The 21,459-nt window shown below is 35.2% G+C and carries 25 protein-coding genes and 1 tRNA gene; 14 read left to right on the forward strand and 12 right to left on the reverse strand.

All coding sequences use genetic code 11. From position 1 onward, the window contains the following. Window positions 1–64 precede the first annotated feature (64 nt). From LB450_RS01860 to LB450_RS01870, 3 genes are all read left to right on the forward strand, one after another. Window positions 65–1,105, forward strand: a complete 1,041-nt coding sequence (locus tag LB450_RS01860) for an o-succinylbenzoate synthase (protein ID WP_224486148.1) — start codon at window positions 65–67, stop codon at window positions 1,103–1,105. Next, window positions 1,102–2,046 carry a CPBP family intramembrane glutamic endopeptidase gene (locus LB450_RS01865; protein ID WP_224486149.1) on the forward strand — a complete coding sequence of 315 codons (945 nt, stop codon included), beginning with the start codon at window positions 1,102–1,104 and terminating at the stop codon, window positions 2,044–2,046. The genes LB450_RS01860 and LB450_RS01865 overlap by 4 nt, the downstream gene beginning before the upstream one ends. Window positions 2,047–2,124: 78 nt before the next feature. Further along, window positions 2,125–3,219, forward strand: coding sequence for an AMP-binding protein (locus LB450_RS01870; RefSeq protein WP_224486150.1), 1,095 nt, complete (start codon window positions 2,125–2,127; stop codon window positions 3,217–3,219). 6 nt (window positions 3,220–3,225) lie between these two features. Here LB450_RS01870 and LB450_RS01875 read toward each other — a convergent pair whose 3' ends face one another. Continuing rightward, window positions 3,226–4,878, reverse strand: coding sequence for a M1 family metallopeptidase (locus LB450_RS01875; RefSeq protein ID WP_224486151.1), 1,653 nt, complete (start codon window positions 4,876–4,878; stop codon window positions 3,226–3,228). A 32-nt stretch (window positions 4,879–4,910) separates the two neighbouring features. Here LB450_RS01875 and LB450_RS01880 point away from each other — a divergent pair, with 32 nt between their 5' ends. After that, window positions 4,911–5,207 (forward strand): carboxypeptidase-like regulatory domain-containing protein, encoded by a 297-nt coding sequence (locus LB450_RS01880; RefSeq protein WP_224486152.1) that lies wholly within the window; start codon window positions 4,911–4,913, stop codon window positions 5,205–5,207. Here the strand turns inward: LB450_RS01880 and LB450_RS01885 are convergent. The 5 genes from LB450_RS01885 to LB450_RS01905 all read right to left on the reverse strand — a co-directional run bounded on the left by LB450_RS01885 (window position 5,185) and on the right by LB450_RS01905 (window position 9,237). Beyond that, window positions 5,185–5,715, reverse strand: a complete 531-nt coding sequence (locus LB450_RS01885; protein WP_224486153.1) for a porin family protein — start codon at window positions 5,713–5,715, stop codon at window positions 5,185–5,187. The genes LB450_RS01880 and LB450_RS01885 overlap by 23 nt on opposite strands. Before the next feature lie 34 nt (window positions 5,716–5,749). After that, window positions 5,750–6,799, reverse strand: a complete 1,050-nt coding sequence (locus LB450_RS01890) for a thioredoxin-like domain-containing protein (RefSeq protein WP_224486154.1) — start codon at window positions 6,797–6,799, stop codon at window positions 5,750–5,752. 74 nt (window positions 6,800–6,873) lie between these two features. Further along, window positions 6,874–8,217 carry an MBL fold metallo-hydrolase gene (locus LB450_RS01895; protein ID WP_224486155.1) on the reverse strand — a complete coding sequence of 448 codons (1,344 nt, stop codon included), beginning with the start codon at window positions 8,215–8,217 and terminating at the stop codon, window positions 6,874–6,876. 14 nt (window positions 8,218–8,231) lie between these two features. Beyond that, window positions 8,232–8,504: a heavy-metal-associated domain-containing protein gene (locus LB450_RS01900; protein WP_322962458.1), complete on the reverse strand. Its 273-nt coding sequence runs from the start codon at window positions 8,502–8,504 to the stop codon at window positions 8,232–8,234. Window positions 8,505–8,598: 94 nt separating this feature from the next. Next, on the reverse strand, window positions 8,599–9,237 hold the full coding sequence (locus LB450_RS01905) for a Crp/Fnr family transcriptional regulator (RefSeq protein ID WP_224486156.1): 639 nt from the start codon (window positions 9,235–9,237) through the stop codon (window positions 8,599–8,601). A 48-nt stretch (window positions 9,238–9,285) separates the two neighbouring features. Between LB450_RS01905 and LB450_RS01910 the strand changes: the two genes are divergently transcribed. Continuing rightward, entirely contained in the window at window positions 9,286–9,846 is a 561-nt protein-coding gene (locus LB450_RS01910) for a pseudouridine synthase (RefSeq protein WP_224486157.1), read from the forward strand. 3 nt (window positions 9,847–9,849) lie between these two features. On the opposite strand, the gene LB450_RS01915 is transcribed toward LB450_RS01910, so the two are convergent. The 3 genes from LB450_RS01915 to deoC are packed head-to-tail and all read right to left on the reverse strand — an operon-like array spanning window position 9,850 to window position 12,053. After that, the gene (locus tag LB450_RS01915; RefSeq protein ID WP_224486158.1) at window positions 9,850–10,695 is read right to left on the reverse strand and encodes a DUF1853 family protein; all 846 of its coding nucleotides are present in this window, start codon (window positions 10,693–10,695) and stop codon (window positions 9,850–9,852) included. Further along, complete coding sequence (deoD, locus tag LB450_RS01920; RefSeq protein ID WP_224486159.1) at window positions 10,685–11,386, reverse strand: purine-nucleoside phosphorylase; 702 nt, start codon at window positions 11,384–11,386, stop codon at window positions 10,685–10,687. The genes LB450_RS01915 and deoD overlap by 11 nt, the downstream gene beginning before the upstream one ends. Before the next feature lie 10 nt (window positions 11,387–11,396). Continuing rightward, a complete protein-coding gene (gene deoC, locus LB450_RS01925; protein WP_224486160.1) occupies window positions 11,397–12,053 on the reverse strand; it encodes a deoxyribose-phosphate aldolase in 657 nt (218 codons plus the stop codon). Window positions 12,054–12,193: 140 nt separating this feature from the next. Here deoC and rpsF point away from each other — a divergent pair, with 140 nt between their 5' ends. The 7 genes from rpsF to LB450_RS01960 all read left to right on the forward strand — a co-directional run bounded on the left by rpsF (window position 12,194) and on the right by LB450_RS01960 (window position 18,773). After that, window positions 12,194–12,532: a 30S ribosomal protein S6 gene (rpsF, locus tag LB450_RS01930; protein WP_224486161.1), complete on the forward strand. Its 339-nt coding sequence runs from the start codon at window positions 12,194–12,196 to the stop codon at window positions 12,530–12,532. 2 nt (window positions 12,533–12,534) lie between these two features. Beyond that, entirely contained in the window at window positions 12,535–12,831 is a 297-nt protein-coding gene (gene rpsR / locus LB450_RS01935; protein WP_003438584.1) for a 30S ribosomal protein S18, read from the forward strand. A 13-nt stretch (window positions 12,832–12,844) separates the two neighbouring features. After that, entirely contained in the window at window positions 12,845–13,294 is a 450-nt protein-coding gene (gene rplI / locus LB450_RS01940) for a 50S ribosomal protein L9 (protein ID WP_224486162.1), read from the forward strand. Between the two features lie 84 nt (window positions 13,295–13,378). Next, entirely contained in the window at window positions 13,379–16,543 is a 3,165-nt protein-coding gene (locus LB450_RS01945; protein WP_224486163.1) for a TonB-dependent receptor, read from the forward strand. 66 nt (window positions 16,544–16,609) lie between these two features. Next, a complete protein-coding gene (locus LB450_RS01950) occupies window positions 16,610–17,083 on the forward strand; it encodes a DUF6495 family protein (protein ID WP_224486164.1) in 474 nt (157 codons plus the stop codon). A 36-nt stretch (window positions 17,084–17,119) separates the two neighbouring features. Further along, window positions 17,120–18,496, forward strand: a complete 1,377-nt coding sequence (hisS, locus tag LB450_RS01955) for a histidine--tRNA ligase (protein WP_224486165.1) — start codon at window positions 17,120–17,122, stop codon at window positions 18,494–18,496. Between the two features lie 73 nt (window positions 18,497–18,569). Next, complete coding sequence (locus LB450_RS01960; RefSeq protein ID WP_224486166.1) at window positions 18,570–18,773, forward strand: hypothetical protein; 204 nt, start codon at window positions 18,570–18,572, stop codon at window positions 18,771–18,773. A gap of 128 nt (window positions 18,774–18,901) precedes the next feature. Here LB450_RS01960 and LB450_RS01965 read toward each other — a convergent pair. Next, window positions 18,902–18,975, reverse strand: a tRNA-Met gene (locus LB450_RS01965). 129 nt (window positions 18,976–19,104) lie between these two features. On the opposite strand from LB450_RS01965, the gene LB450_RS01970 reads away from it, so the two are divergent. Together LB450_RS01970 and LB450_RS01975 are read left to right on the forward strand one after the other, a co-directional pair. Then, on the forward strand, window positions 19,105–19,497 hold the full coding sequence (locus LB450_RS01970; RefSeq protein ID WP_224486167.1) for an START-like domain-containing protein: 393 nt from the start codon (window positions 19,105–19,107) through the stop codon (window positions 19,495–19,497). A gap of 13 nt (window positions 19,498–19,510) precedes the next feature. After that, window positions 19,511–20,365: an aminotransferase class IV gene (locus LB450_RS01975; RefSeq protein WP_224486168.1), complete on the forward strand. Its 855-nt coding sequence runs from the start codon at window positions 19,511–19,513 to the stop codon at window positions 20,363–20,365. On the opposite strand, the gene LB450_RS01980 is transcribed toward LB450_RS01975, so the two are convergent. Both LB450_RS01980 and LB450_RS01985 read right to left on the reverse strand, forming a co-directional pair. Further along, on the reverse strand, window positions 20,362–20,925 hold the full coding sequence (locus LB450_RS01980) for a YqgE/AlgH family protein (RefSeq protein WP_224486169.1): 564 nt from the start codon (window positions 20,923–20,925) through the stop codon (window positions 20,362–20,364). The genes LB450_RS01975 and LB450_RS01980 overlap by 4 nt on opposite strands. 109 nt (window positions 20,926–21,034) lie before the next feature. Next, a complete protein-coding gene (locus LB450_RS01985; protein WP_003438613.1) occupies window positions 21,035–21,307 on the reverse strand; it encodes an HU family DNA-binding protein in 273 nt (90 codons plus the stop codon). Window positions 21,308–21,459 lie beyond the last annotated feature (152 nt).

The following is a 21,459-nucleotide window of genomic DNA, read 5'->3' on the forward strand; positions in this document are numbered from 1 at the left end:
CTTAATATTTAAAAAAGCCACTCCTAGTAGATTGGCTTTTTTAATTTTTCACCAAAATTTCAAAATGAAAGCATCTTATTTTAAGCATACTTTAGAATTTAAGCGACCTAGCGGAACTTCTCGAGGCGTTTTAAAAACTAAGGAATCCTGGTTCATTAAACTTGAGACAAAAGAGAGCCTAGGAATAGGTGAGTGCGGTCTTCTCAAAGGCTTAAGCATAGATGATAGGGAAGACTATGAAAAAACTCTAAAGTGGACCTGCGAAAACATACATTTAGGACTTGAAACGCTCTACTCAAAATTAAAAGAGTTCCCTTCTATTCAATTTGGATTGGAAATGGCTTTTCAATCCTTCACTTCAGCTCATCCTTATGTTTTATTTCCTTCAGAATTTACCGATGGGAAAAAAGGAATGGTCATCAACGGATTGATCTGGATGGGAGAGAAAGCCTTTATGAAAAGTCAGATTCAGGATAAAATTAAACAAGGATTTAGCTGTATTAAACTCAAAATAGGAGCTATTGATTTTGAATCAGAATTGGAATTACTCAGTTATATCCGCAGCGAATTTCCAGCTTCTGATATAGAATTACGTGTAGATGCCAATGGCGCTTTTTCTCCTGACAATGCTTTAGATAAGCTTGAACGCCTGAGCAAATTTGATTTGCATAGCATAGAACAGCCTATCGCTCAAGGGCAATGGCTTGACATGGCAAGGCTTTGTGAACAAACACCTTTGCCTATAGCTCTGGATGAAGAATTAATCGGTCTTAAAGAGGTAACAAATAAGACCGAAGCCCTACTAACCATAAAACCACAGTACATTATTTTAAAGCCCAGCCTTATTGGTGGATTTCAGGGGTCTAAAGAGTGGATTGATTTGGCAAAACAGCATAAAATTGATTGGTGGATCACAAGTGCTTTAGAAAGCAACATAGGGCTTAATGCCATAGCTCAGTTTACCTTTATTCAAAATAACGAAATGCCACAAGGGCTTGGCACCGGAGGACTTTATACCAATAATGTTGAAAGTCCGCTCACTATCGAAGGTGAGAAAATCATGTATCATCCTAAACTCAACTGGGAAAACAAATTTAATTTATGAGAGATTACATAGCATTAGCAGCAAAAGGTCATCATGAATGGTGGAGGTATGTTGTCGGAGCTTTTTTAATATTTATCATTTGGCAAGTGGGAACCATTCCGTTTATAGGCGCAGTCAGTTACAAAATAGCTGTGGATGGTGGAGATTTATCTAGTCTAGGAAATTATAAAACTTTGATGGGAACTTTAGATTCCAATCTTACTTTTTTTCTGATGTTGTTGTCTTTTGTAGCAGGCTTTTTTGGCGTCTGGCTCATTGTAAAATTTTTTCATAATCAAAAATTTAAAGATTTGTTGACTACTCGTGCAAAGTTTGATTGGAAACGCGTATTGGTAGGATTTAGTATCGTAGGTTTTTTTATCATAGCAATGACTATTATAGATTACGAATTAAATTCAGAAGCCTATTTATGGAATCTGAACTGGAATCAGTTTTTGATTTTAGCAGCTATTGGTATTATCATGGTACCTATTCAAACCACTTTTGAAGAGCTATATTTTAGAGGTTATTTCATGCAAGGTTTAGGTATAATTTTCAAAAACAGATGGATACCTCTTATTTTCACATCAGTAGGCTTTGGACTTTTACACTTAGGTAATCCAGAGGTAGGAAAACTGGGTTATGTGATTATGGTAAGTTATATCGGCACAGGATTTTTGCTTGGTATTATGGCGTTGATGGATGAAGGATTAGAGTTGTCAATAGGTTTTCATGCTGGAAATAACTTAATAACAGCCTTGTTGGTGACTGCAGATTGGACTGCTTTTCAGACAGAATCAATATTGATTTACATAGCAGAACCTTCTGTTGGTTTTGATGTCCTGATTCCCGTTCTTATCATCTATCCCATTTATTTATTCATCATGGCCAAGGCTTACAACTGGAAAAACTGGAAATCGAAGCTATTTGGTAAAGTTGAAGTAGCAGATACTATCTCATAATGATAATTTAACATATTAATATTGATTTTTATTTTTTTAATATTTAGTATTGATATACCTATAGTTAAACAATAACTTATGATTGATCATTCACTTGAAATACATCCCCTTTTTAAAATTAACGGGCATCATTTTAATAAAACTGAATTGTATTCAGTGGCTTACAGTTATGTAAAAGAGGGTGAGCCTTTTGAAGAGCAGATAGGTAACTTCTTACTGGATTGGCTCAATGATGACTATGACAGTATAAAAGTTCGAACCTCTGGCTCTACGGGAAATCCTAAAACCTACTTTATCGACAAACAAAAAATGGTAAACAGTGCTTTGGCTACAGGTAAGTTTTTCAAAGTGAACGAAGGAACAAAAGCATTGCTTTGTTTACCTGCAGATTATATTGGAGGTCGTATGATGCTTGTAAGAGCTATGGTACTGGGTTGGGATTTGGACATTGTAGAACCAAAATCAAATCCACTGGATGATCTTTTTAAAACTTACGATTTTTGTGCGATGACTCCTTTTCAGGTAGATAATTCTTTAGGAAGACTTCATTTGGTAAAGAAATTAATAGTTGGTGGTGCTGCTTTTCCTGAAAACCTAATCGGGATAATTCAAGGCATACCAACCAAAATTTATGAGGTTTACGGTATGACGGAAACTATTTCACACATAGCAGCCAGAAAATTAAATCCTAAAACGAATCATAACGACAAAAGACCTTTCAAAGCTTTACCTAACGTGAGTGTATCGCAGAATGAGGACAATTGTTTAGTTATTAAAGCGCCAAAAATATTGGAACATGAATTGGTGACTAACGATATTGTAGACGTACTGACCTATAAAAAGTTTTTTTGGAAAGGCAGATTAGACAATGTGATTAATTCTGGTGGTGTCAAAATATTTCCAGAAACGGTTGAGGAAAAACTGCAGAAACTTATAACTCATAGGTTTTTTATTGCTGGACTGGCTCACGACTCTTTAGGAGAACAGGTAGTCTTATTTATTGAAGCGCCTCAAAGCGAAAAATTTTTGAGCGATATAAGAGAGGCCGTAGATAACTTATCCAGCTTTGATAAGTACGAAAAACCAAAACATATCTACCTGGTTAACAAATTTGAAGAAACTGATTCAGGAAAAATTAATAGAAAGAAAACTTTATCAAAATTGATGAGTTAGATTTACTCACTCATTTATTTTCTTGATATTGATGTAGTACCCAAACTTATTGATAGCCAATTCTTCAATATTTATCAATTCAATATTGATTAATTTCCATTGATTTGTAATATTTTCTCTTCTAATATTTTTCTTTGATGAATTTTGAAATTCAATAGGCATTACAAAATTTTCAACATCGGTTTCCCAGCGCATGAATAACCGATTGCTCTCATCAAATTTAAGTTGTAATTCTGGAATGTCAGCATAGTTGAGATACTGATGAAAAATAGGCTCTAGATTAAGCTCAGTGCTTTTATTATAAAACTCAATCACATCACCTGCACTTATGGTTTTATATTTGAAAGTTTCGTGAAACCCTTTCAAAAGTGACCACCATTTTTGGTCGTCATTAATCGTGCTTCTCAATGTATTCAGCATATTAGCTCCTTTGTAATACATATCTCCAGATCCTTCATGATTCATCCCATACTCTCCAATAACAGGTCTATCATTAGCGATGATATTTCTTAAGCCATAAAGATAAGTAATAGCTTCTTTTTTTCCATATTGACATTCCACATACACGGATTCTGCATAGGCTGTAAAACTCTCATGAATCCACATATCTGCAATATCTGCAGCAGAGACTGAGTTGCCAAACCATTCATGAGCAGATTCATGAATGATGATAAAGTCCCATTTTAAACCAACACCAGTATTTGACATATCATTGCCCAGATACCCATTTTGATATCCATTTCCATAAGCAACTGCACTTTGGTGTTCCATACCTAAATATGGGGTTTCAACAAGTTTGAAACCGTCTTCCTGAAAGGGATACTCACCAAATTTTGCATAGAAACATTCCATCATAGGCTTGACCTGCTGGAATTGCTTTTTAGCCTTTTCGAAATTTTCTTTTAAAACATAATAATCTAATGTGAGCTCTTCGTATTTATCCTCAAAATGGGCGTAATCAGCTACATTTAGAGTGATATTGTAATTATTGATAGGATGTTCTACCCTCCAGTGCCATTTGGTATAGCCATTTTTTAATGGGATGTCCTCTATAAGTCTTCCGTTAGACACATTCATAAGTCCGTTGGGAACACTCACTTTGATATCTGCAGAGTCTGGTTCATCGCTCTGGTGGTCTTTATTGGGATACCAAAGACTAGCTCCTGTTCCTTGGACAGCAACTGCAATAAAAGGCTTTCCACTTTTATCTTCAGAAAAGACAAACCCGCCATCCCAGGGAGCATTCTTAGCAACAACCGGATAACCTGAATAGAAAAAAGTTAGACTCGCTGTTGTTCCTTTCTTCAAGGGGTTTTTAAAGTCTATAAAAACTGCATTTTCATCTCTTTCGTAAGTCAGATTTTCCGAGTTGAATACGATAGAGTCAATTTTCATATTTTGAAACAAATCCAGTTGAATTCTAGGCGTTTTCTTTAAAACCTGAAATTCAATTTTATTAAAACCACTTATGAATCGTTCTTCTGGATTGAGTTTGATGTCCAAATTATAGGACAAGACGTCAAAACTTGTGCGCTCTGGACGAAGACTACCGCGTAAGGTATCTGCTCTGCTAAATTGATTCTTTTCACCGGACAACAATTGAGACTGCATACTGAAACAAACGCAGAAGATGAAAAGTAAACTGTATATTCGTGTCATAAAATCCAATAACTATTTATTACAATAATACTATGAAAAAAGTTATTTTATTGATGCTGACTATCTCTTTTCTTTCTTGTGGGAAAGATAGCAACCTCATAACAGGAAACGTTTCAAACACCAATGGAATTCCTGTCGAAAACGTTCTGGTTCAGGTGATGGGAACCGATTTGAATTCGAGGACAAATGCCAAAGGTGAATTTAAAATCAACACCAGAAATAGAGGAGATGAACTCATTTTTACACATTCAGATTACGAAATGCGCAGAATAAACCTTAGCGATGAGTCGCAGTATTCGGTTAAGCTTATAAAAAGGAATAACCAATAGACACGGAAATAAACTCATCTTTTCCTTGAGCTCCATTAAAAGTATAAGTATCGCTAAATCCGAAATTATACCTTGCGTCTATAATAAATTTTGAGCCTAAGTTCAAGCCAATACCAGCAGCACCAGAAATGCTACTTGTTTTTTCAGAATTTAAAAGGTCGGATTCATTGACCAAAAAACTGAACTGAGGACCAGCTTGTATGTTAAAAATTCTTAAGAAATGAAGTTTTAACATTACAGGAACCAGGGCATAATCCATTTCTACGTCTTTTTCATTAAATTCTCCCCCTTGTTGAGAAAACAGAACTTCTGCCTGAACAGCAAAAGCGTTGAATCGTGCTCCAACAAAAGCTCCACCTGTTAAGCCTACTCTGCTATCGCTCTCTAAGCCAGAAATAGAAGCGTAGTTTATTCCCGCTTTAATTCCAAGATTTAAGCTTTGAGAGTTTGAATTTGTTACACTAAAAAAGAAAAAACCAAAAGCTAAAAATGTGATAAGATGTTTCATAATGTTTTCTTGTTGATGAATTTATAAAATAAATTTAGTTAAATAAAGTTAATAAAATACTATTAAGCTCATTAAGATTCAGATTAATTTCAATAATTCTTCCATTTTGATCGAGTAAATAATATTGAGGAAAATCTAATATACCCATTTCCGTTGGCATTTTTCCTGTAAATCCATTTCGAACTCTTAATGATTTCCAGGGCATAGATGTCTGATTTACCGCAGTGAACCAATCTTCTTGATTAGCATCTAAGGAAATACCGATAATTTCAAAACCTTCAGAATTGAACCTTTTATAGATTTCCAATAATTCTCTTTGTTCTGATTTACATTGCTTGCACCAGCTGTTCCAGAATTGAATAAGGGTATATGCTGCTAATTCAGATTTTAGGTATTCAGTTTCAGAAGTAATGGAAATCAACTCATAATCAGGAATTATACTTCCAATCTGGAAATTTCGTCTCTTTTCTTGGTACTTTTCTAGAATATCAACATCCTGAGCGTTTAACTCATCAACGTTCATTTTTGAAACCAAACCTCTCACTTCATGGTACAATAAGTCTTGTTTCATACTTAATTCTGTAAGTACTTTTCCCAGGTAATCGTGATTAGGATAAACTTTAATCAAGCTATCCATCTTATTAAAGATAAGGTCTCTGTTTTTCTTTGATTTTGGAGTTGCTTTCAAAAAAGAGCTTATTTCTGCTTTCATATTTTGTGTTTCTCCACCAATTAAATGACTGATAATAAAACTATTGGAGTAATCATCCTCAACACTTACTTTATCAATGATGATGTCAAATAATAAAGTGTCATTCTCAAGATAAAACACTTCAGAAGAAGTAATGGAGTCAAATACAAAGTGAAATGCCTTAGGGGAGGACACTTCGCCTTCGAACAGAAAAGTATTGTTAATGATTTCTACGCTATCTGTCTGTTCATCATATTCAATCTTTATAACATCATCAAATTTACCGTTAATGGTTCCCTTAACTACATAATTCTGTTTTGTAGATGTTTTTTCTAAAGGCTGCATGCAGGAAAACATGGTCAAGCCAAGTATGATCAATATTATTTTTTTCATAGGTACAAATTAAACTAAAAACAAAAGACCGATGAGATTTCATCGGTCTTTTAAGTAGTTAAAAACGGTAAAGATCAATTGAAATCATTAATTTTTTCACTTAAATCGTGAACCTTAGCCTCAGGTAAAATTCTCTTAATAATACTGCTTCCAGCTGCACTTCTGTATCCACCAGCGCAGTGAACTAATATTGGTTTATCTGTTGGAATTTCATTTGCAGTTTCCCTTAATTCATTCAAAGGGTGATTTATCGCTGAATCAAACTTTTTAGAATCTTCAAACTCACTTACATTTCTGATATCGATGATAGTGTAATGATCTGGATTTTGTTTAAAATCGGTATAATCAAAATTATCAAAAGATTTAAATTGAGTTTGACCTAGAGTCAAAACAGCTTTTATTTGAGATTCATACCCAACTTTTGCTATTCTTGAAACGATTTCATTGTAGTCTGAAATAGATTCTAACACCACATAAAACTTTTCTTCAGGTTGAATAATAGCACCAATCCAAGTTTCAATTTTGTCTTTTTCAGATCTTGCCATAATATTGATACTTCCTGAAATATGATTGGCTTTAAAAGCCTCTTGAGGTCTTGTATCGATTATGGGGGCATCTGTATCAAAAGATTCAACAGTCAACTGAACTGGAATATCAGAAACTGAAGTTTTAAAATTATCTGCTCCGGTTTTATTGATGTCAACATTATGTCCAAAATAGGAAGGTATAAATGGCTGTCCTTCAAGAATTTCTTCTACAAACTCCTCCTCAGTTTGTTCTTGAAACGCCCAGTTTCCAATACGTTCATTACCTAAAGTACTTGTGGTGTCATCACTCATGTTTTTACCACATAAACTTCCAGCACCATGAGCAGGATAGACCCAAACATTATCAGACAGATGATTAAATTTTGTTGTCATCGTTTTATACATCGCCTGTGCCAATTCCTTTCGTTTAGCAGTCATGTTTCCAGCTTTTTCTCTTAAATCTGGACGACCAACATCACCAATAAACAACGTATCGCCAGTAAAAATAGCTTCTTTTGTTGTTGCGTCATCTACAGCATGAATAGTGATGCCGTCTGGAGAATGTCCTGGCGTATGTATGCATTTGAAAGTGATTTCTTCCATTTTTATTTCATCACCTTCATCAAAAGCTTTATGTGGGTAATCGGCACCCACCAGTTGACTTACAAAAATTGTAGCACCTGTTTCTTTGTGAATTTGCAAATGGCTACTTACGAAATCAGCATGTGGATGAGATTCGAACACAGCAACGATTTTAGCCTTGTTTTCTTCGGCAAATTCATAATAAGGCTGTGGATTTCTTGCAGGATCAACAATTGCCATCTTACCGTTGCTTACAATCGCATAAGAAAGATGAGACAAGGGTTTATCGTTATATTGCTTAATTGTCATAGTAATAGTTTAGATTATTGATTCATTTTTCCTGTAGCACAACTTATGAACGACTTTGCTTTATTCATATAAGAATTTGCGTCGCCAACAACAGGATATCCAAGTTGTTTTAATTTATGTTCTACTTCCTGTAGTGTTGTTTCATTTTCATAAGAAAATGAAACCGATGAAAGTTCTGCTTCAACATTTATATCCCTTATGTCTTCAAAAGAACTTAGATGTTTAGTGATAGTGTTGGCACAGCCACCACATTTTAAGTTTTGTACTATTATTTTTGTTTGCATCATTTTTTTAATTGTAAGGTATTTAAATTAAGACCTTGTTGTTCATTAAATTCATTACAAAAGAAGATAATTTAATCAATTTCAACAGTAACATAAGTTACGCATTAATGTCAATTAATCTGATTGAATTTCTATTTAATTTTATGCGATTGGTTTTTTCAAGTTGCTTTAAAAGTCTGGAAATAACTACTCGACTGGTATGAAGATCAAAAGCTATGTCCTGATGGGTAACTTTAATTTCTGAATCATTATAGTACTTAGATTTGTTCCTTAAATATTCTAATAACCTTTCGTCCATTTTTTTAAAGGCAATATTATCTATTGTTGCTAAAACTTCCATTAGGCGCTGGTGATAACTGTCAAAGATAAAACTCCTCCAGGATTTATACTTTCCAAGCCATTCTTCCATTTTTTCAACAGGTATCATCACTAAAGTAGAGTCTGTTTCTGCCACAGCTCTAATTTCACTAACTGCAGAACCCGTGCAGCAAGAAAATGTCATAGCACAAGTATCTCCTTTTTCCAAAAAGTAGAGCATGAGTTCAAAGCCGTCTTCGTCCTCTCTCATCACTTTTATGACACCATTAATTAGTAAAGGCATTGCAGATAGATACTGACCTGTACGTATCAGTTCATCCCCAGCTTTCACTGTTTTGATTATTCCTATGTCATTGATTTCCTCAAGCAGACCTTCTTCAAAAAGATGTCCGTAATTTATTTTAATTTCATCCAGCATATTCTTAATTGTATTTTTGCATAAATATAAAACCTAAGACTTATTTAAATGGAAAAATTCAAAGTTTTTAAGCCTTATGGAATGCTGAGTCAGTTTGTAAATAACCAAAAAAGACGTCGAAACAAACGACTACTTGGCGAACTCGGTAATTTTCCTGAAGGCATCATGTCTGTTGGTCGCCTGGATCAAGATTCTGAGGGCTTATTATTTTTGACAACTGATGGAAAATTCAGTCATAAAATCACATCAACAGGAATAGAAAAAGAATATTGGGCGCAGGTGGATGGCATGGCTACAAAAGAACATGTAGACCAACTTTCAGAAGGAGTTGAAATCAGTATTTACGGCAAGCCTTATCAGACCAAACCCTGCAAAGTCAGCTTAATGGATCCACCCGACCATTTGCCTAAACGAGCCAAAGATATCAGAAATGAAGATGAACACGGGGCTACCTCCTGGCTTTCAATTACGCTTACAGAAGGAAAATACAGGCAAGTACGAAAAATGACGGCAAAAGTAGGTTTGCCAACTTTGAGATTGATCCGCTATAGAATAGGAGAGGAGACGATTGAAAATATGGAGGTTGAAGAGGTGAGGGTTTTGTCTTAAAAATCACCACCATACCACAAAAAACTTATAAGTCTCTCCGGTTTTATTTCTTCGGAATAGCATCACCGATTGCTTGTTTTCCATAAATTCTTGTAGTTGAAGCAAAACTTTGGAGTATGAATACCATTTGGTATGTTGGGTTTCATCTGTAAACCAGTTGATTTTCTTCGGAATAAAAAAGGATTGGTGTTTCCATTTTTTATTTAAAAATTCCTCAAGCGTATAAAAATAGCCAGCGACAGCTTCTAAATTGGTGGCAAAAAATCTTGTGTTACAGTGTTCTGGCAAAAACAAAATGGCCTTAAAGCATAATTTCTGCTTGACCTTCCAGGGGTCAATCTTGAGTTTTTTCAAAGTATTTTCTCCTTTGGGATGATAGAGCAGAGGAAACTGTTGTGATCTTAATTTTTCAAGCTTATCTATAAATCGATCTCGCCTATTGGGTCCAATCCAGCAGTAATCTGGATTTTCATGCAGGCTGTCATCGTAAAGATAAATCTTGTTGATTAACTCCGTATGAATGATTTTTTCCTGAATAACATCCCGACAAATAAAATCGAATTCCCCGATAGTTGTTTTATCATCAATGATTTGCAGACTATAAGCCATCTCTTCATATCTAGGAGATAATTTTAAATAATTTTTAAAAAAGACCTCAGCTCTTTTTCCTACAAAATTAAAGATTCTTGCCTCCTCATAAGGAAGACTTTGAATTTGACTGACCTCTCCAAGTGGTTCAAATTCAAAAGCAGAGATATTTGTATCTGGAAGTTGGTCTATCATCAACTTCGTATTCATAAAGCCTTTAGATTGTTTTAAAATCTGAAGATCAGAATCTTTAGTCTGCAAGCTCTAGGGCGATTTTAATCATTTGATTAAACGTGCTTTCTCGTTCTCCTGCAGAAGTTTTCTCACCAGTGATTAAGGAGTCAGAAATCGTCAATATTGCCAGAGCATTAACACTATGTTTGGCGGCTATAGAATATAAGCCCGCGGCTTCCATTTCTACACATAAAACGTTATAAGCAGCCCACATTTCATGATCTTTTGGATCATCTGTATAAAATAAATCTGAAGAAAGCACATTACCTGCTTTAAAAGAAATCTCCAAATCTCTGGAGGTTTGCACTGCCTTATCAAACAATTTGAAGCTTGCAGTAGGGGCAAAGTCACCGCCTTTAAATCTATTTCTATTCAAAGACGAATTAGAAGATGCCGACATCGCTATGATCACATCACGCATTTTTACCTCTTCTTTGATAGCACCTGCACTTCCAACTCTTATAAGGTTTTTTACACCAAACTCAGTAATCAATTCATGTGCATAAATGCTGATGGAAGGAATTCCCATTCCTGTGCCTTGTACTGATATTTTTTTGCCCTTAAAGGTACCTGTATATCCAAGCATACCGCGAACTTCATTATAGCAAATAGGATTTTTAAGAAAAGTGTTGGCTATCCACTTAGCTCTCAGTGGATCACCAGGTAAAAGTATAGTTTCGGCGACATCGCCTTTTTTAGCATTTATGTGTACACTCATTTTTTTTAATTTAATAGGTTGAATTTGATGAAGTCCCCTCTACTATAGCGATTCCTGCAGAAGCGCCGATTCTGGAAACACCAAGATCAATATATTTTTTTGCAGTTTCAGTATCTCTTATTCCACCAGATGCTTTTATTTTTACTTTATCTGAACTGTTGTTTTTCATGATTTTGACGGCTTCCAAAGTTGCTCCGTGACTACCAAATCCTGTGGATGTTTTTACAAAATCAGCACCTGCCTGTTCTGAAATTTGACAAGCTTTAGCCACTTCTTCATCGGTTAGATTGCAAATTTCAAGTATAACCTTTAAGGTATGATTTCCGATGGCATTTTTAACAGCCTGAATATCTTCTTTCACATAAGCAAAGTCTTTAGACTTCAGTTTTCCTTGGTGAAGTACCATATCGATTTCTGAAGCTCCATCTGCGATGGCTTGTTTTGCTTCTTCAGTTTTTGCTTTTGTCGACGAAGCTCCAAGCGGAAATCCAACAACAGTACAAACTTTTACTTCAGAATCTTTAAGAATTTCAGCTGCAGATTTAACGTAACTGGAGTTGATGCAAACCGAAGCAAATTTATAAGCAATTGCTTCTTCGCACAGGTTATGTATCTGTTTAAGAGTAGCATCAGCATTTAATAAGGTGTGGTCGATATAAGTGTTCATGGGTGTTTAGATGAATTTTCAGTAAAGATAAAAGTTTGAAATTGATATTTAGTTTAATAGCTAAAATATATCATTAACAGGGGTTTGCAATATTAAGAATATATTGTACTTTTGCAAACATTAAAATAAAACACATATTTATGAATCATTATGAAACTGTTTTCATCTTGAATCCCGTTTTATCTGAAGACCAGATAAAGGAAACAGTAAAGAAATACGAAGATTTTCTTGTTTCGAAAGGTGCAGAGATGGTAAACAAAGAAGATTGGGGCCTAAAAAAATTGGCTTACCCAATCCAGCACAAAAAGAGTGGATTTTACCACTTGTTTGAGTACAAAGTAGATGGAACTACCATCGAGCCTTTAGAAGTCATGTTTAGAAGAGACGAGAGAATGATGCGTTATTTGACCGTTAAATTAGATAAACATGCTATTGATTGGGCTAAAGAACGAGTTAAACGAATTAAAACTGGCGCGTAATTATGGCAACAATTGAAGAACAATCGAAAGGAAAAAATGACGGTGAGATTAGATATCTAACCCCGTTAGACATTGAAACCAAAAGTAAGACCCGTTTTTGTCGTTTTAAACGAGCTGGCATCAAGTATGTTGATTACAAAAATGCTGACTTCTTGATGGAATTTGTGAACGAACAAGGTAAAATTTTACCTAGACGTTTAACAGGAACCTCTTTAAAATACCAAAGAAAAGTATCTCAGGCTATTAAGCGTTCTCGCCACTTAGCTTTGATGCCATACGTAGGTGATTTATTAAAATAAAAAGGCAGAAAAAATGGAAATTATACTTAAAAAAGACGTTGATAAACTTGGTTTTGCCGATGACCTTGTGTCTGTGAAAAATGGATACGGTCGTAACTTTTTAATACCTCAAGGTCTTGCTGTTTTAGCAACACCTTCAGCAAAGAAAGTATTGGCAGAGAACTTAAAGCAGCGTGCATATAAAGAAAAGAAAATTGTTGACGAAGCTAAAACTTTAGCTGAAAAAGCAAAAGATCTTGAAATTAAAATTCCTTCTAAGACAGGAGCTGGAGATAAACTTTTTGGAAGTATCACTACAGCAGATCTTAAGGATGAGCTTGCAAAGCATGAAGTTGATATTGACAAAAAATACATTACGATTCTTGGTGGAAACATCAAGCGTTTAGGTCAATATGAAGCAAAATTGAGATTTCACAGGGATGTGATTTTGGATTTTACATTTGAAGTTATTGCAGATAACTAAATCATGTATATAATTATACCTTTAGACAAAAGCTAACCTTATCGGGTTAGCTTTTTTTGATTTTTCCATTAAACAATTCACAACATGAAAAAAAATTATTTTTTAATTTTCCTTTTTTTATTCGGGTTATCTACAGCTATGGCTCAAGTGACAACTTCAACTATGTCCGGCCTTGTAAAAGATGATCAGGGAATAACACTGCCAGGTGCGAATGTAGTCGCAACTCACACACCTACGGGTTCTGTTTATGGTGCCATGACTAATATGGACGGTAGGTTTAGATTGAATAACATGAGAATTGGTGGACCCTACAAGGTTGAGATATCTTATGTAGGCTTTGAAACCAAAACCATAGAAAACATCAATCTGGATCTGGGTGAAACTTACAATATTGAAGTGACTTTAATGACTACTTCCAATGCGTTGGATGAAGTTTTAATCACTGTTTCAGATAATCCTACATTTTCTAGCGAAAGAACTGGAGCAGCTACCCAAATCACAAGTAAAGATTTAAAACGGTTACCTACTATTTCCAGGTCAGCACAGGACTTTACGAGACTGGAACCTTCGGCCAGTGGAAATTCGTTTGGTGGTAGAAATGATCAGTTTAATAATTTCAGCTTAGATGGTGCCGTTTTCAATAACCCTTTCGGTCTGGATTCTCCAACTCCTGGGGGTCAAACTGGTGCGCAGCCAATTTCTTTAGATGCTATAGAACAAATCAAAGTGACAACAGCGCCTTACGACGTGACTTTATCCGGTTTTACGGGTGCTTCAGTAAACGCAGTCACAAAAAGCGGAGACAACACATTTAATGCTACTGCTTACAGCTTTTTCAGAAATGAAAATCTGACCGGTGGTCAAATTGAAGGACAGGATGTCCCAAGAAACGATTTAGAGCAAGTTCAGTATGGAGTAAGTGTTGGTGGCCCTATTGTTGAAAATAAATTGTTCTTTTTTGCCAATTTCGAAAAGGACGATAGAACAGATCTGGGTTCTCCGTTTGCACCAAATAGAGGTACTGGAGCTATCAATGAGTCCAGAGTTTTGGCATCAGACATGAGTGCCGTGTCAAATGCACTTGCTGATTTGGGTTATGATACTGGAAGATTTGAAAACTTTAATTATAATTCTGAATCTACTAAGGGTATTATAAAGCTAGACTGGAACATCAATCAAAATCATAAAGCAGCTCTTATTTACAATTTCCTGAGAGCTTCCAAAGATAATCCCGCCAATAGAACAGCTTTAGGGTTTAGAGGGCCTAGTCCTTCTGTAATTCAGTTTGAAAATTCTGGTTACGAGATTAACAACAACCTGAATTCAGTCCAATTCGAATTAAATTCAAGTTTTGGTAATAAATACTCTAATAAATTTCAGGCAGGCTATACCTATTTTGATGATTTTAGAAACCCGTTCTCTACTCCAGCTCCCCCTATTACTATTCAGGATGGAAGTGGTTCGAACTATATCATTGCGGGACATGAACCTTTTTCAATCAACAATGAACTACAGCAAAAGGTTTTTCAGGTAACCAATAACTTCAACATTTTTGTTGGGGATCACTCCATAACTATTGGAGCTGCATTTGAACGCTTTGAATTTGATAATTCATTCAACTTAGCTGGTTATGATAACTTTGGTAATCCGAACGGATACTACGGGACTTTCAGAGCATACCCATCTGTTGAAGCCTTTTTAACCGATGCTAATGCAGGAAGTCAAAGTGCAATCGCCAGAAACCTCACCTATGCCCAGGGTGTATTTGAATCCAGAAATGCCAATGGTGTTGGTAACGATGGAGGATGGAGACTTTCTGAAACCAATGTGGGTCAGTTATCGTTTTATGCTCAGGATGAATGGAGCATGACAAATAATTTCAAACTGACGTATGGAATACGTTTCGACAAGCCTATGTATTTCGATACTGACGAAAAAATTCAGGAATTTATAGATACAGATAATGGAGCTACAGTAGATCCAACTACTGTTTATTACGATCCTGAAACTAATTCAGAAACAACTTTAAACTCCACTCAGCTCCCAACAGATGAATTTTTGATTTCTCCAAGACTTGGTTTTAACTGGGATGTTCGCAATGATAAAACATTTCAAATAAGAGGAGGATCTGGAGTATTTACAGGCAGATTGCCTTTTGTATGGATTGGTAACCAAGTAAGTGGTGCAGATCAAGGATTTTTTCAAATCGTTGATCCAGACTTCAAATTCCCTCAGGTATGGAGATCTAACCTTGGTGTAGATTACAAATTTGAAAATGGTATTATCGCTTCAACTGATATTTCTTATACTGAAGATATCAATGCAGCTCACGTTCAAAACTGGGGATTAAAAGAGCCGTCTCAAACTCTTGCTGGTGTAGATAATAGAGCAACTTATGCCGCTGCTGATAAAGGCGCTAACAATGCTTATGTATTTACAAACTCAGATAAGGGAAGAATTTTCAACGCCGTTGGAACCTTAAAGAAATACTTTGATAATGGACTTTATGTGAGCGCTTCGTATAGCTACTTAAATGCTAAAGATGTCAATTCCATAGAAGCTGAAATCACTGGTGATGCTTTTACATTCAACCCAACCGTTGGAAACGCAAATACTGATGTTTTAGGATTTTCTAAATATGGAGATACTCATCGTTTTATTGCGGTTGTTTCTAAAAACTGGCAGTATGGCTCTCAAAAACAATGGCAAACCACAGTGTCCAGTTTCATAGAATACGCTAAAGGTGGACGTTATAACTATACCTACGGTGGTGATATTAACAACGATGGTTCCAACATTAATGACCTTTTATACATACCAACAGAACAAGAATTGCTTCTAATGCAATTTTCTGGTCCGGGGCAAGCTGATGCTTTCAATGCTTTTATTGAAAACAACGACTACATGAGTGAAAACAGAGGTAGTTATTTTGAAAGATATGGCGCTTTAGCACCTTGGAGAAGCACTGTAGACCTTAAAGTGTTGCAAGATTATAACTTCAAAGTTTCTGATGACAAGACCAATACGATTCAGTTGAGTTTGGATATTCTTAATTTTGGAAACTTAATCAATTCAGACTGGGGCATCGTTCAGGAGCCATTTAATCAGCAACCAATAGGTGTTTCTGTTGATCCTCAAACCAATGAACCTACGTATACGTTTAATACAAATAGAACGGATTCATTTGCAGTCAACACGAGTTTGATATCTCGCTGGAGAATGCAAGTTGGTTTGAGATATATTTTCTAAACTTATTATACATTACAATTTTAAGATCGGTAGGGCTTCTACCGATCTTTTTTTATTTTTGCACTTATGAAATACGAAAGACTTACACAGGAACAGCTTAAAGAAATGCACAAAGAATTCATAAATTTTTTGGCAAGTCAATCCATTACAAATGAAGAGTGGGAAGATATTAAAACCAATAAGCCAAAAGTGGCCGAAGATGAGCTCGACGTCTTTAGCGATTTGGTATGGGAAGGTGTTCTTAACAACGTAAATTACCTAGAACATTTTTCACCACAGCAGTTATTTCTTTTTGAATTTACAGATCAACATATTAATCTGATTGGAATCAAAATTGAAAACGAAGCGGTGGACATCAACACCAAAGAAGGTTTCCAATGGCTGAGAGATAATCTTCTAAATGATGATATTCAAATCTACACGTCTAGAAAAGCCTTGAGTGAAGACAGAAATAAAGATATTTTTGCTCTCATAAAACAAGGGGCACATATCACCAAAGGCAAACTTTACCAGTATTTTAATGGTATGGTAGAAAAGTAAATTTATTTTAGCGTTTTTATAATTTTAAAATTCAGCATGGCAAGTAAAGCGTCAATACCCAAGGGAACACGTGATTTTTCACCACTAGAAGTCAGTAAACGACACTATATCATTTCCACAATTCAAGAGCATTTCAAAGACTTTGGTTTCCAGCCTATTGAAACGCCAACATTTGAAAATTCAGATACCTTGATGGGAAAATATGGAGATGAGGGAGATCGGCTAATTTTTAAAATTTTAAATTCCGGAGACTTTTTAAAAAAAGTTGATACTGCTGTTTACGACCAAAAAGACAGTCTGAAGCTGTCTTCATCAATTTCAGAAAAAGCTTTGAAATACGATCTAACCGTCCCATTTGCCAGGTATGTAGTTCAGCATCAAAACGAAATTGATTTCCCCTTTAAACGCTATCAGATTCAAAATGTTTACAGAGCAGATCGTCCACAGAAAGGAAGGTTTAGAGAGTTTACTCAATGCGATGCAGACGTCATAGGCAGCGATAGTTTATGGCAGGAAGTAGAGTTTATTCAGTTATATGATGCTGTTTTTTCGAGTTTAAAACTTGAGGGTGTCACTATCAAAATGAATAACAGAAAAATTCTTTCTGGTCTTGCTGAAGTGATTGGAGAAAGCGATAAACTTATCGATTTTACAGTAGCTTTAGATAAACTGGACAAAATAGGTGAGGAGGGCGTCAAAAAAGAAATGCTTGAAAAAGGGATTTCTGAATCCGCCATCGAAAACATAAAACCTATCTTCAATTTTGAAGGCGATTTTGGAGCTAAAATCAATCTTTTAAAATCTTTGTTATCCAATTCTGAAATCGGTCAAAAAGGAATAGAAGAACTAGAATTTATTCAGAAAGCCTTGCAGGGATTACCCCTTAAAACGGCAAAAGTCGACCTAGATGTCACTCTTGCACGCGGACTTAATTATTATACCGGTGCTATATTTGAAATTTCAGCACCACCAAATGTAAAAATGGGCTCCGTTGGTGGTGGTGGTCGTTATGATGATTTGACAGGCATTTTTGGATTGAAAAACATGAGTGGTGTGGGTATATCTTTCGGTTTAGACAGAATTTATCTCGTACTGGAAGAGCTAGGTCTATTTCCAGAAGAAATTAAGGAAACGACTAAAGTCTTATTCATCAATTTTGGAGAAGATGAAGCTTTTTATGCTCTTAAAGCAGTTACACAATTAAGATCATCATCTGTTTCAGCCGAATTATATCCAGATGCAGCTAAGATGAAAAAGCAAATGACCTATGCCGATAGAAGAAATATACCTTATGTTGTTTTAGCCGGGGGAAGTGAAATGCAGTCTAAAGTTTACAATTTAAAGACTATGAAAACTGGTGAGCAGGAATCTTTTACTTTGGAAGATTTAATTAAAAAGCTATCAACCCTCTAAGAATTCAAGTCTTTAACGCTTCTTTATATAGTGTAAACCCCTCTTTTGCTTTACATTTAAATAAAAATAGTTTATGAATTCTAATAAAGAAAACAAAAAGGTAGATTTTTTTGAGGATGCGGGTAAAAGTGATAATCAGGTGTTTTTAGCAGATATGCACGGTGACGGTGTTCATTTTAACAGAGAACTCCACGCTAAAGCTAAACGCAACCGACAAATTGCTAAAGAGAAGGCAGAAAAAGCGCAAAAAAAGAAGAATAATCAGAAAAAACTTTGATTCATTTCAGAGGTTTTTGAATTTTAAATCTACTATAGTTACTTATTCAAAGTCAAAATAATTAGCTGCAGGGTAGATGGTTCAGGCGTTTTTAGACGACAAAACCCTGCGGATGCAGGGTTTTTTTGTAGCGTGGACGAGAGTTGAACTCGTGACCTCCGGGTTATGAATCCGACGCTCTAACCAACTGAGCTACCACGCCTTTTTAAAGGATTGCAAAGATAATATTATCTTTTGCTTTCGCAAATTTGTTTATGGAATAATTTCAATTAAAATTTTTATTCTTCACCCATTTATCCATATATTGCTTTTCAATAGAAAATTGATTAAAATGAGCGATAAAATTAAATATGAATTAGAATTTCCAATTCAGGCATCTCCATCCTTACTCTATCAATATATATCCACACCTTCTGGTCTTAGCGAATGGTTTGCCGATAACGTGAACTCCAGAGGAGAACTATTTACGTTTATTTGGGAAGGAAGTGAAGAGGAGGCTAAGTTGCTTTCGAAGAAAGCAGACGACCGTATAAAGCTCAGATGGACTGCAGACGATGAAGAGGGTTTGAATTATTATTTTGAAATGAAGATTCAGGTCGATGAAATTACAAAAGATGTATCGCTTATGATCACAGACTTTGCTGAGGAAGATGAAGTAGATGAAGGAAAGATGCTATGGGAGAATACAGTTTCAGATTTAAAGCAAATTTTAGGATCATCATAAACATACAGTGACTATGAACGTTTTCATAAACGGTGAAATAAAATCCATTGAACATTCATCTCTTAACCTCAATAACAGAGGTTACAATTATGGAGACGGATTATTTGAAACCTTGAGAGTGATTAATTCCAAAATTATGTTTTGGGAATCTCATTATTTTAGATTGATGTCTTCTATGAGAATTCTGAGAATGACGATTCCTATGGAGTTTTCACCAGAATATTTAGAAGAAAAAATCATTGAACTTATTAAGGCCAACGATTTAGAAAAAGCTTCAGTGAGAGTTAAAATCAATATCCATAGAAACGAAGGTGGCTTTTATACACCGGAAGATAATTCTATTGGTTTTATCATTTCTACCAAATCACTAGATGAGGCTTTTTTTACTCTAAATGACCAAGCTTACGAAGTGGAACTCTTCAAAGATCATTATATCCAGTCGGGTATGCTTTCTACCATCAAGTCCAATAATAAGCTGGTAAATATATTGGCGGGCATTTATGCAAAGGAAAACGATTTTGATAATTGTTTTCTCATCAATGAAAAAAAATCTGTACTGGAAGTGACCAACGGAAATATTTTTATGTTGAAAGGCGATGAAATTAAAACCCCACCCTTATCCGATGGTTGTCTCAACGGTATTATTCGGAAACAACTGATAGAGATTTTAAAAAAATCTGAGGATTATACACTTAAAGAGGAATCCATTTCTCCATTTGAGTTGCAAAAAGCAGATGAAATTTTTTATACCAATGCCATACAGGGCATACAATCTATTTCTAAGTATAGAAAGAAAAGGTATACCAACACATTAGCTAAAAGCCTGATAGGCAAACTCAATGCAAAAGCCAGACTTGTAGAAGTTTAATTATTATTTGGATTTTCAGGAGCATTTGACCACAAAAGATACTCGCCTCCAAATTTTTTCATTTTTTCCTGCCAATACTGCCCATCCTTGAGCGAGTTAAGGATATCATTGGATTTGGTGTTGGAGTCTATAATCCATGTGTTAAGGTCAATTTCAGATTCGAGTTGGGTGATATCCCAGCCAGAATAGCCTAGAAAAAACTTTATGTTCTCCGATGTTATTTGTTTAGTATTGATCAAGTTCACAACAGTGTCAAATGATCCGCCCCAGTAAATCCCATCTTTAATTTCCACGCTGTCTGAAATGAGATGAGGGACATCATGGATAAAATACAGATTTTCTTGTTCGACAGGTCCTCCATTAAATAGTTTAAAATTCTCATCTATTTCAGGAATCAATTCTTCAAGATTAAAATCTAAAGGCTTGTTGATTATAAAACCAACGGCACCTTCCTTATCTAGGTGGGCTAGAAGTATAACTGACCGGTTAAACGTTAAATCACCAATTGTAGAAGGTTCAGATACTAATACATCCCCTCGGATAGGTGGTTGTCTTTTCATAGTCAACAGTTTGATTTAACAATTTAACTAAAAGTATAAAAAAATACAATAAAAAAAGACCTTTTGGTAAAAGGTCTTTAATTTCTAATGAAATGTAAGTATTTTAAGCTTAGTTGACTGCTTTCTGCAAATCAGATCCAGCTTTGAATTTTACTACATTTTTAGCAGCGATTTTGATAGTTTTACCTGTTTGTGGGTTTCTACCTTCACGTGCAGCTCTTTTAGATACAGACCAAGATCCAAATCCAACTAAAGATACGCGATCTCCTTTCTTAAGAGCGCCTTCTACGTTTTCTAGGAAAGATTCCAATGCTTTTTTAGCTTCTGCTTTTGTTACACCAGCATCTTCTGCCATGGCATCGATTAAATTTGTTTTGTTCATAATGTAAAATTTAGATTTTGTTGATTAAACATTTTATTAACACATACAAATTTATATGGAAAATATTACTGTGCAAGAAAATACGCATAAAATCCTTGTAGAATAGGCAAAAAACAAGTGTTTGAGATTGAAATTTTAAAAAATCAGACTTC

Origin of the sequence: Psychroflexus curvus (genome assembly GCF_020164585.1) — a bacterium.
GTDB classification, from domain to species: domain Bacteria; phylum Bacteroidota; class Bacteroidia; order Flavobacteriales; family Flavobacteriaceae; genus Psychroflexus; species Psychroflexus curvus.

Excerpts from the sequence above, each read along its gene's own strand:
- LB450_RS01905 (WP_224486156.1), bottom strand. The coding sequence starts at position 9,237 with ATGCTGGATGAAATTAAAATAAATTACGGACATCTTTTTGAAGAAGGT.
- LB450_RS01865 (WP_224486149.1), top strand. The coding sequence starts at position 1,102 with ATGAGAGATTACATAGCATTAGCAGCAAAAGGTCATCATGAATGGTGG.
- LB450_RS01860 (WP_224486148.1), top strand. The coding sequence starts at position 65 with ATGAAAGCATCTTATTTTAAGCATACTTTAGAATTTAAGCGACCTAGC.
- LB450_RS01880 (WP_224486152.1), top strand. The coding sequence starts at position 4,911 with ATGAAAAAAGTTATTTTATTGATGCTGACTATCTCTTTTCTTTCTTGT.
- deoC (WP_224486160.1), bottom strand. The coding sequence starts at position 12,053 with ATGAACACTTATATCGACCACACCTTATTAAATGCTGATGCTACTCTT.
- rplI (WP_224486162.1), top strand. The coding sequence starts at position 12,845 with ATGGAAATTATACTTAAAAAAGACGTTGATAAACTTGGTTTTGCCGAT.
- LB450_RS01945 (WP_224486163.1), top strand. The coding sequence starts at position 13,379 with ATGAAAAAAAATTATTTTTTAATTTTCCTTTTTTTATTCGGGTTATCT.
- LB450_RS01980 (WP_224486169.1), bottom strand. The coding sequence starts at position 20,925 with ATGAAAAGACAACCACCTATCCGAGGGGATGTATTAGTATCTGAACCT.
- LB450_RS01910 (WP_224486157.1), top strand. The coding sequence starts at position 9,286 with ATGGAAAAATTCAAAGTTTTTAAGCCTTATGGAATGCTGAGTCAGTTT.
- LB450_RS01895 (WP_224486155.1), bottom strand. The coding sequence starts at position 8,217 with ATGACAATTAAGCAATATAACGATAAACCCTTGTCTCATCTTTCTTAT.
- LB450_RS01960 (WP_224486166.1), top strand. The coding sequence starts at position 18,570 with ATGAATTCTAATAAAGAAAACAAAAAGGTAGATTTTTTTGAGGATGCG.
- LB450_RS01985 (WP_003438613.1), bottom strand. The coding sequence starts at position 21,307 with ATGAACAAAACAAATTTAATCGATGCCATGGCAGAAGATGCTGGTGTA.
- LB450_RS01885 (WP_224486153.1), bottom strand. The coding sequence starts at position 5,715 with ATGAAACATCTTATCACATTTTTAGCTTTTGGTTTTTTCTTTTTTAGT.
- rpsR (WP_003438584.1), top strand. The coding sequence starts at position 12,535 with ATGGCAACAATTGAAGAACAATCGAAAGGAAAAAATGACGGTGAGATT.
- deoD (WP_224486159.1), bottom strand. The coding sequence starts at position 11,386 with ATGAGTGTACACATAAATGCTAAAAAAGGCGATGTCGCCGAAACTATA.
- LB450_RS01875 (WP_224486151.1), bottom strand. The coding sequence starts at position 4,878 with ATGACACGAATATACAGTTTACTTTTCATCTTCTGCGTTTGTTTCAGT.
- LB450_RS01890 (WP_224486154.1), bottom strand. The coding sequence starts at position 6,799 with ATGAAAAAAATAATATTGATCATACTTGGCTTGACCATGTTTTCCTGC.
- LB450_RS01970 (WP_224486167.1), top strand. The coding sequence starts at position 19,105 with ATGAGCGATAAAATTAAATATGAATTAGAATTTCCAATTCAGGCATCT.
- LB450_RS01975 (WP_224486168.1), top strand. The coding sequence starts at position 19,511 with ATGAACGTTTTCATAAACGGTGAAATAAAATCCATTGAACATTCATCT.
- rpsF (WP_224486161.1), top strand. The coding sequence starts at position 12,194 with ATGAATCATTATGAAACTGTTTTCATCTTGAATCCCGTTTTATCTGAA.
- LB450_RS01950 (WP_224486164.1), top strand. The coding sequence starts at position 16,610 with ATGAAATACGAAAGACTTACACAGGAACAGCTTAAAGAAATGCACAAA.
- hisS (WP_224486165.1), top strand. The coding sequence starts at position 17,120 with ATGGCAAGTAAAGCGTCAATACCCAAGGGAACACGTGATTTTTCACCA.
- LB450_RS01900 (WP_322962458.1), bottom strand. The coding sequence starts at position 8,504 with ATGATGCAAACAAAAATAATAGTACAAAACTTAAAATGTGGTGGCTGT.
- LB450_RS01870 (WP_224486150.1), top strand. The coding sequence starts at position 2,125 with ATGATTGATCATTCACTTGAAATACATCCCCTTTTTAAAATTAACGGG.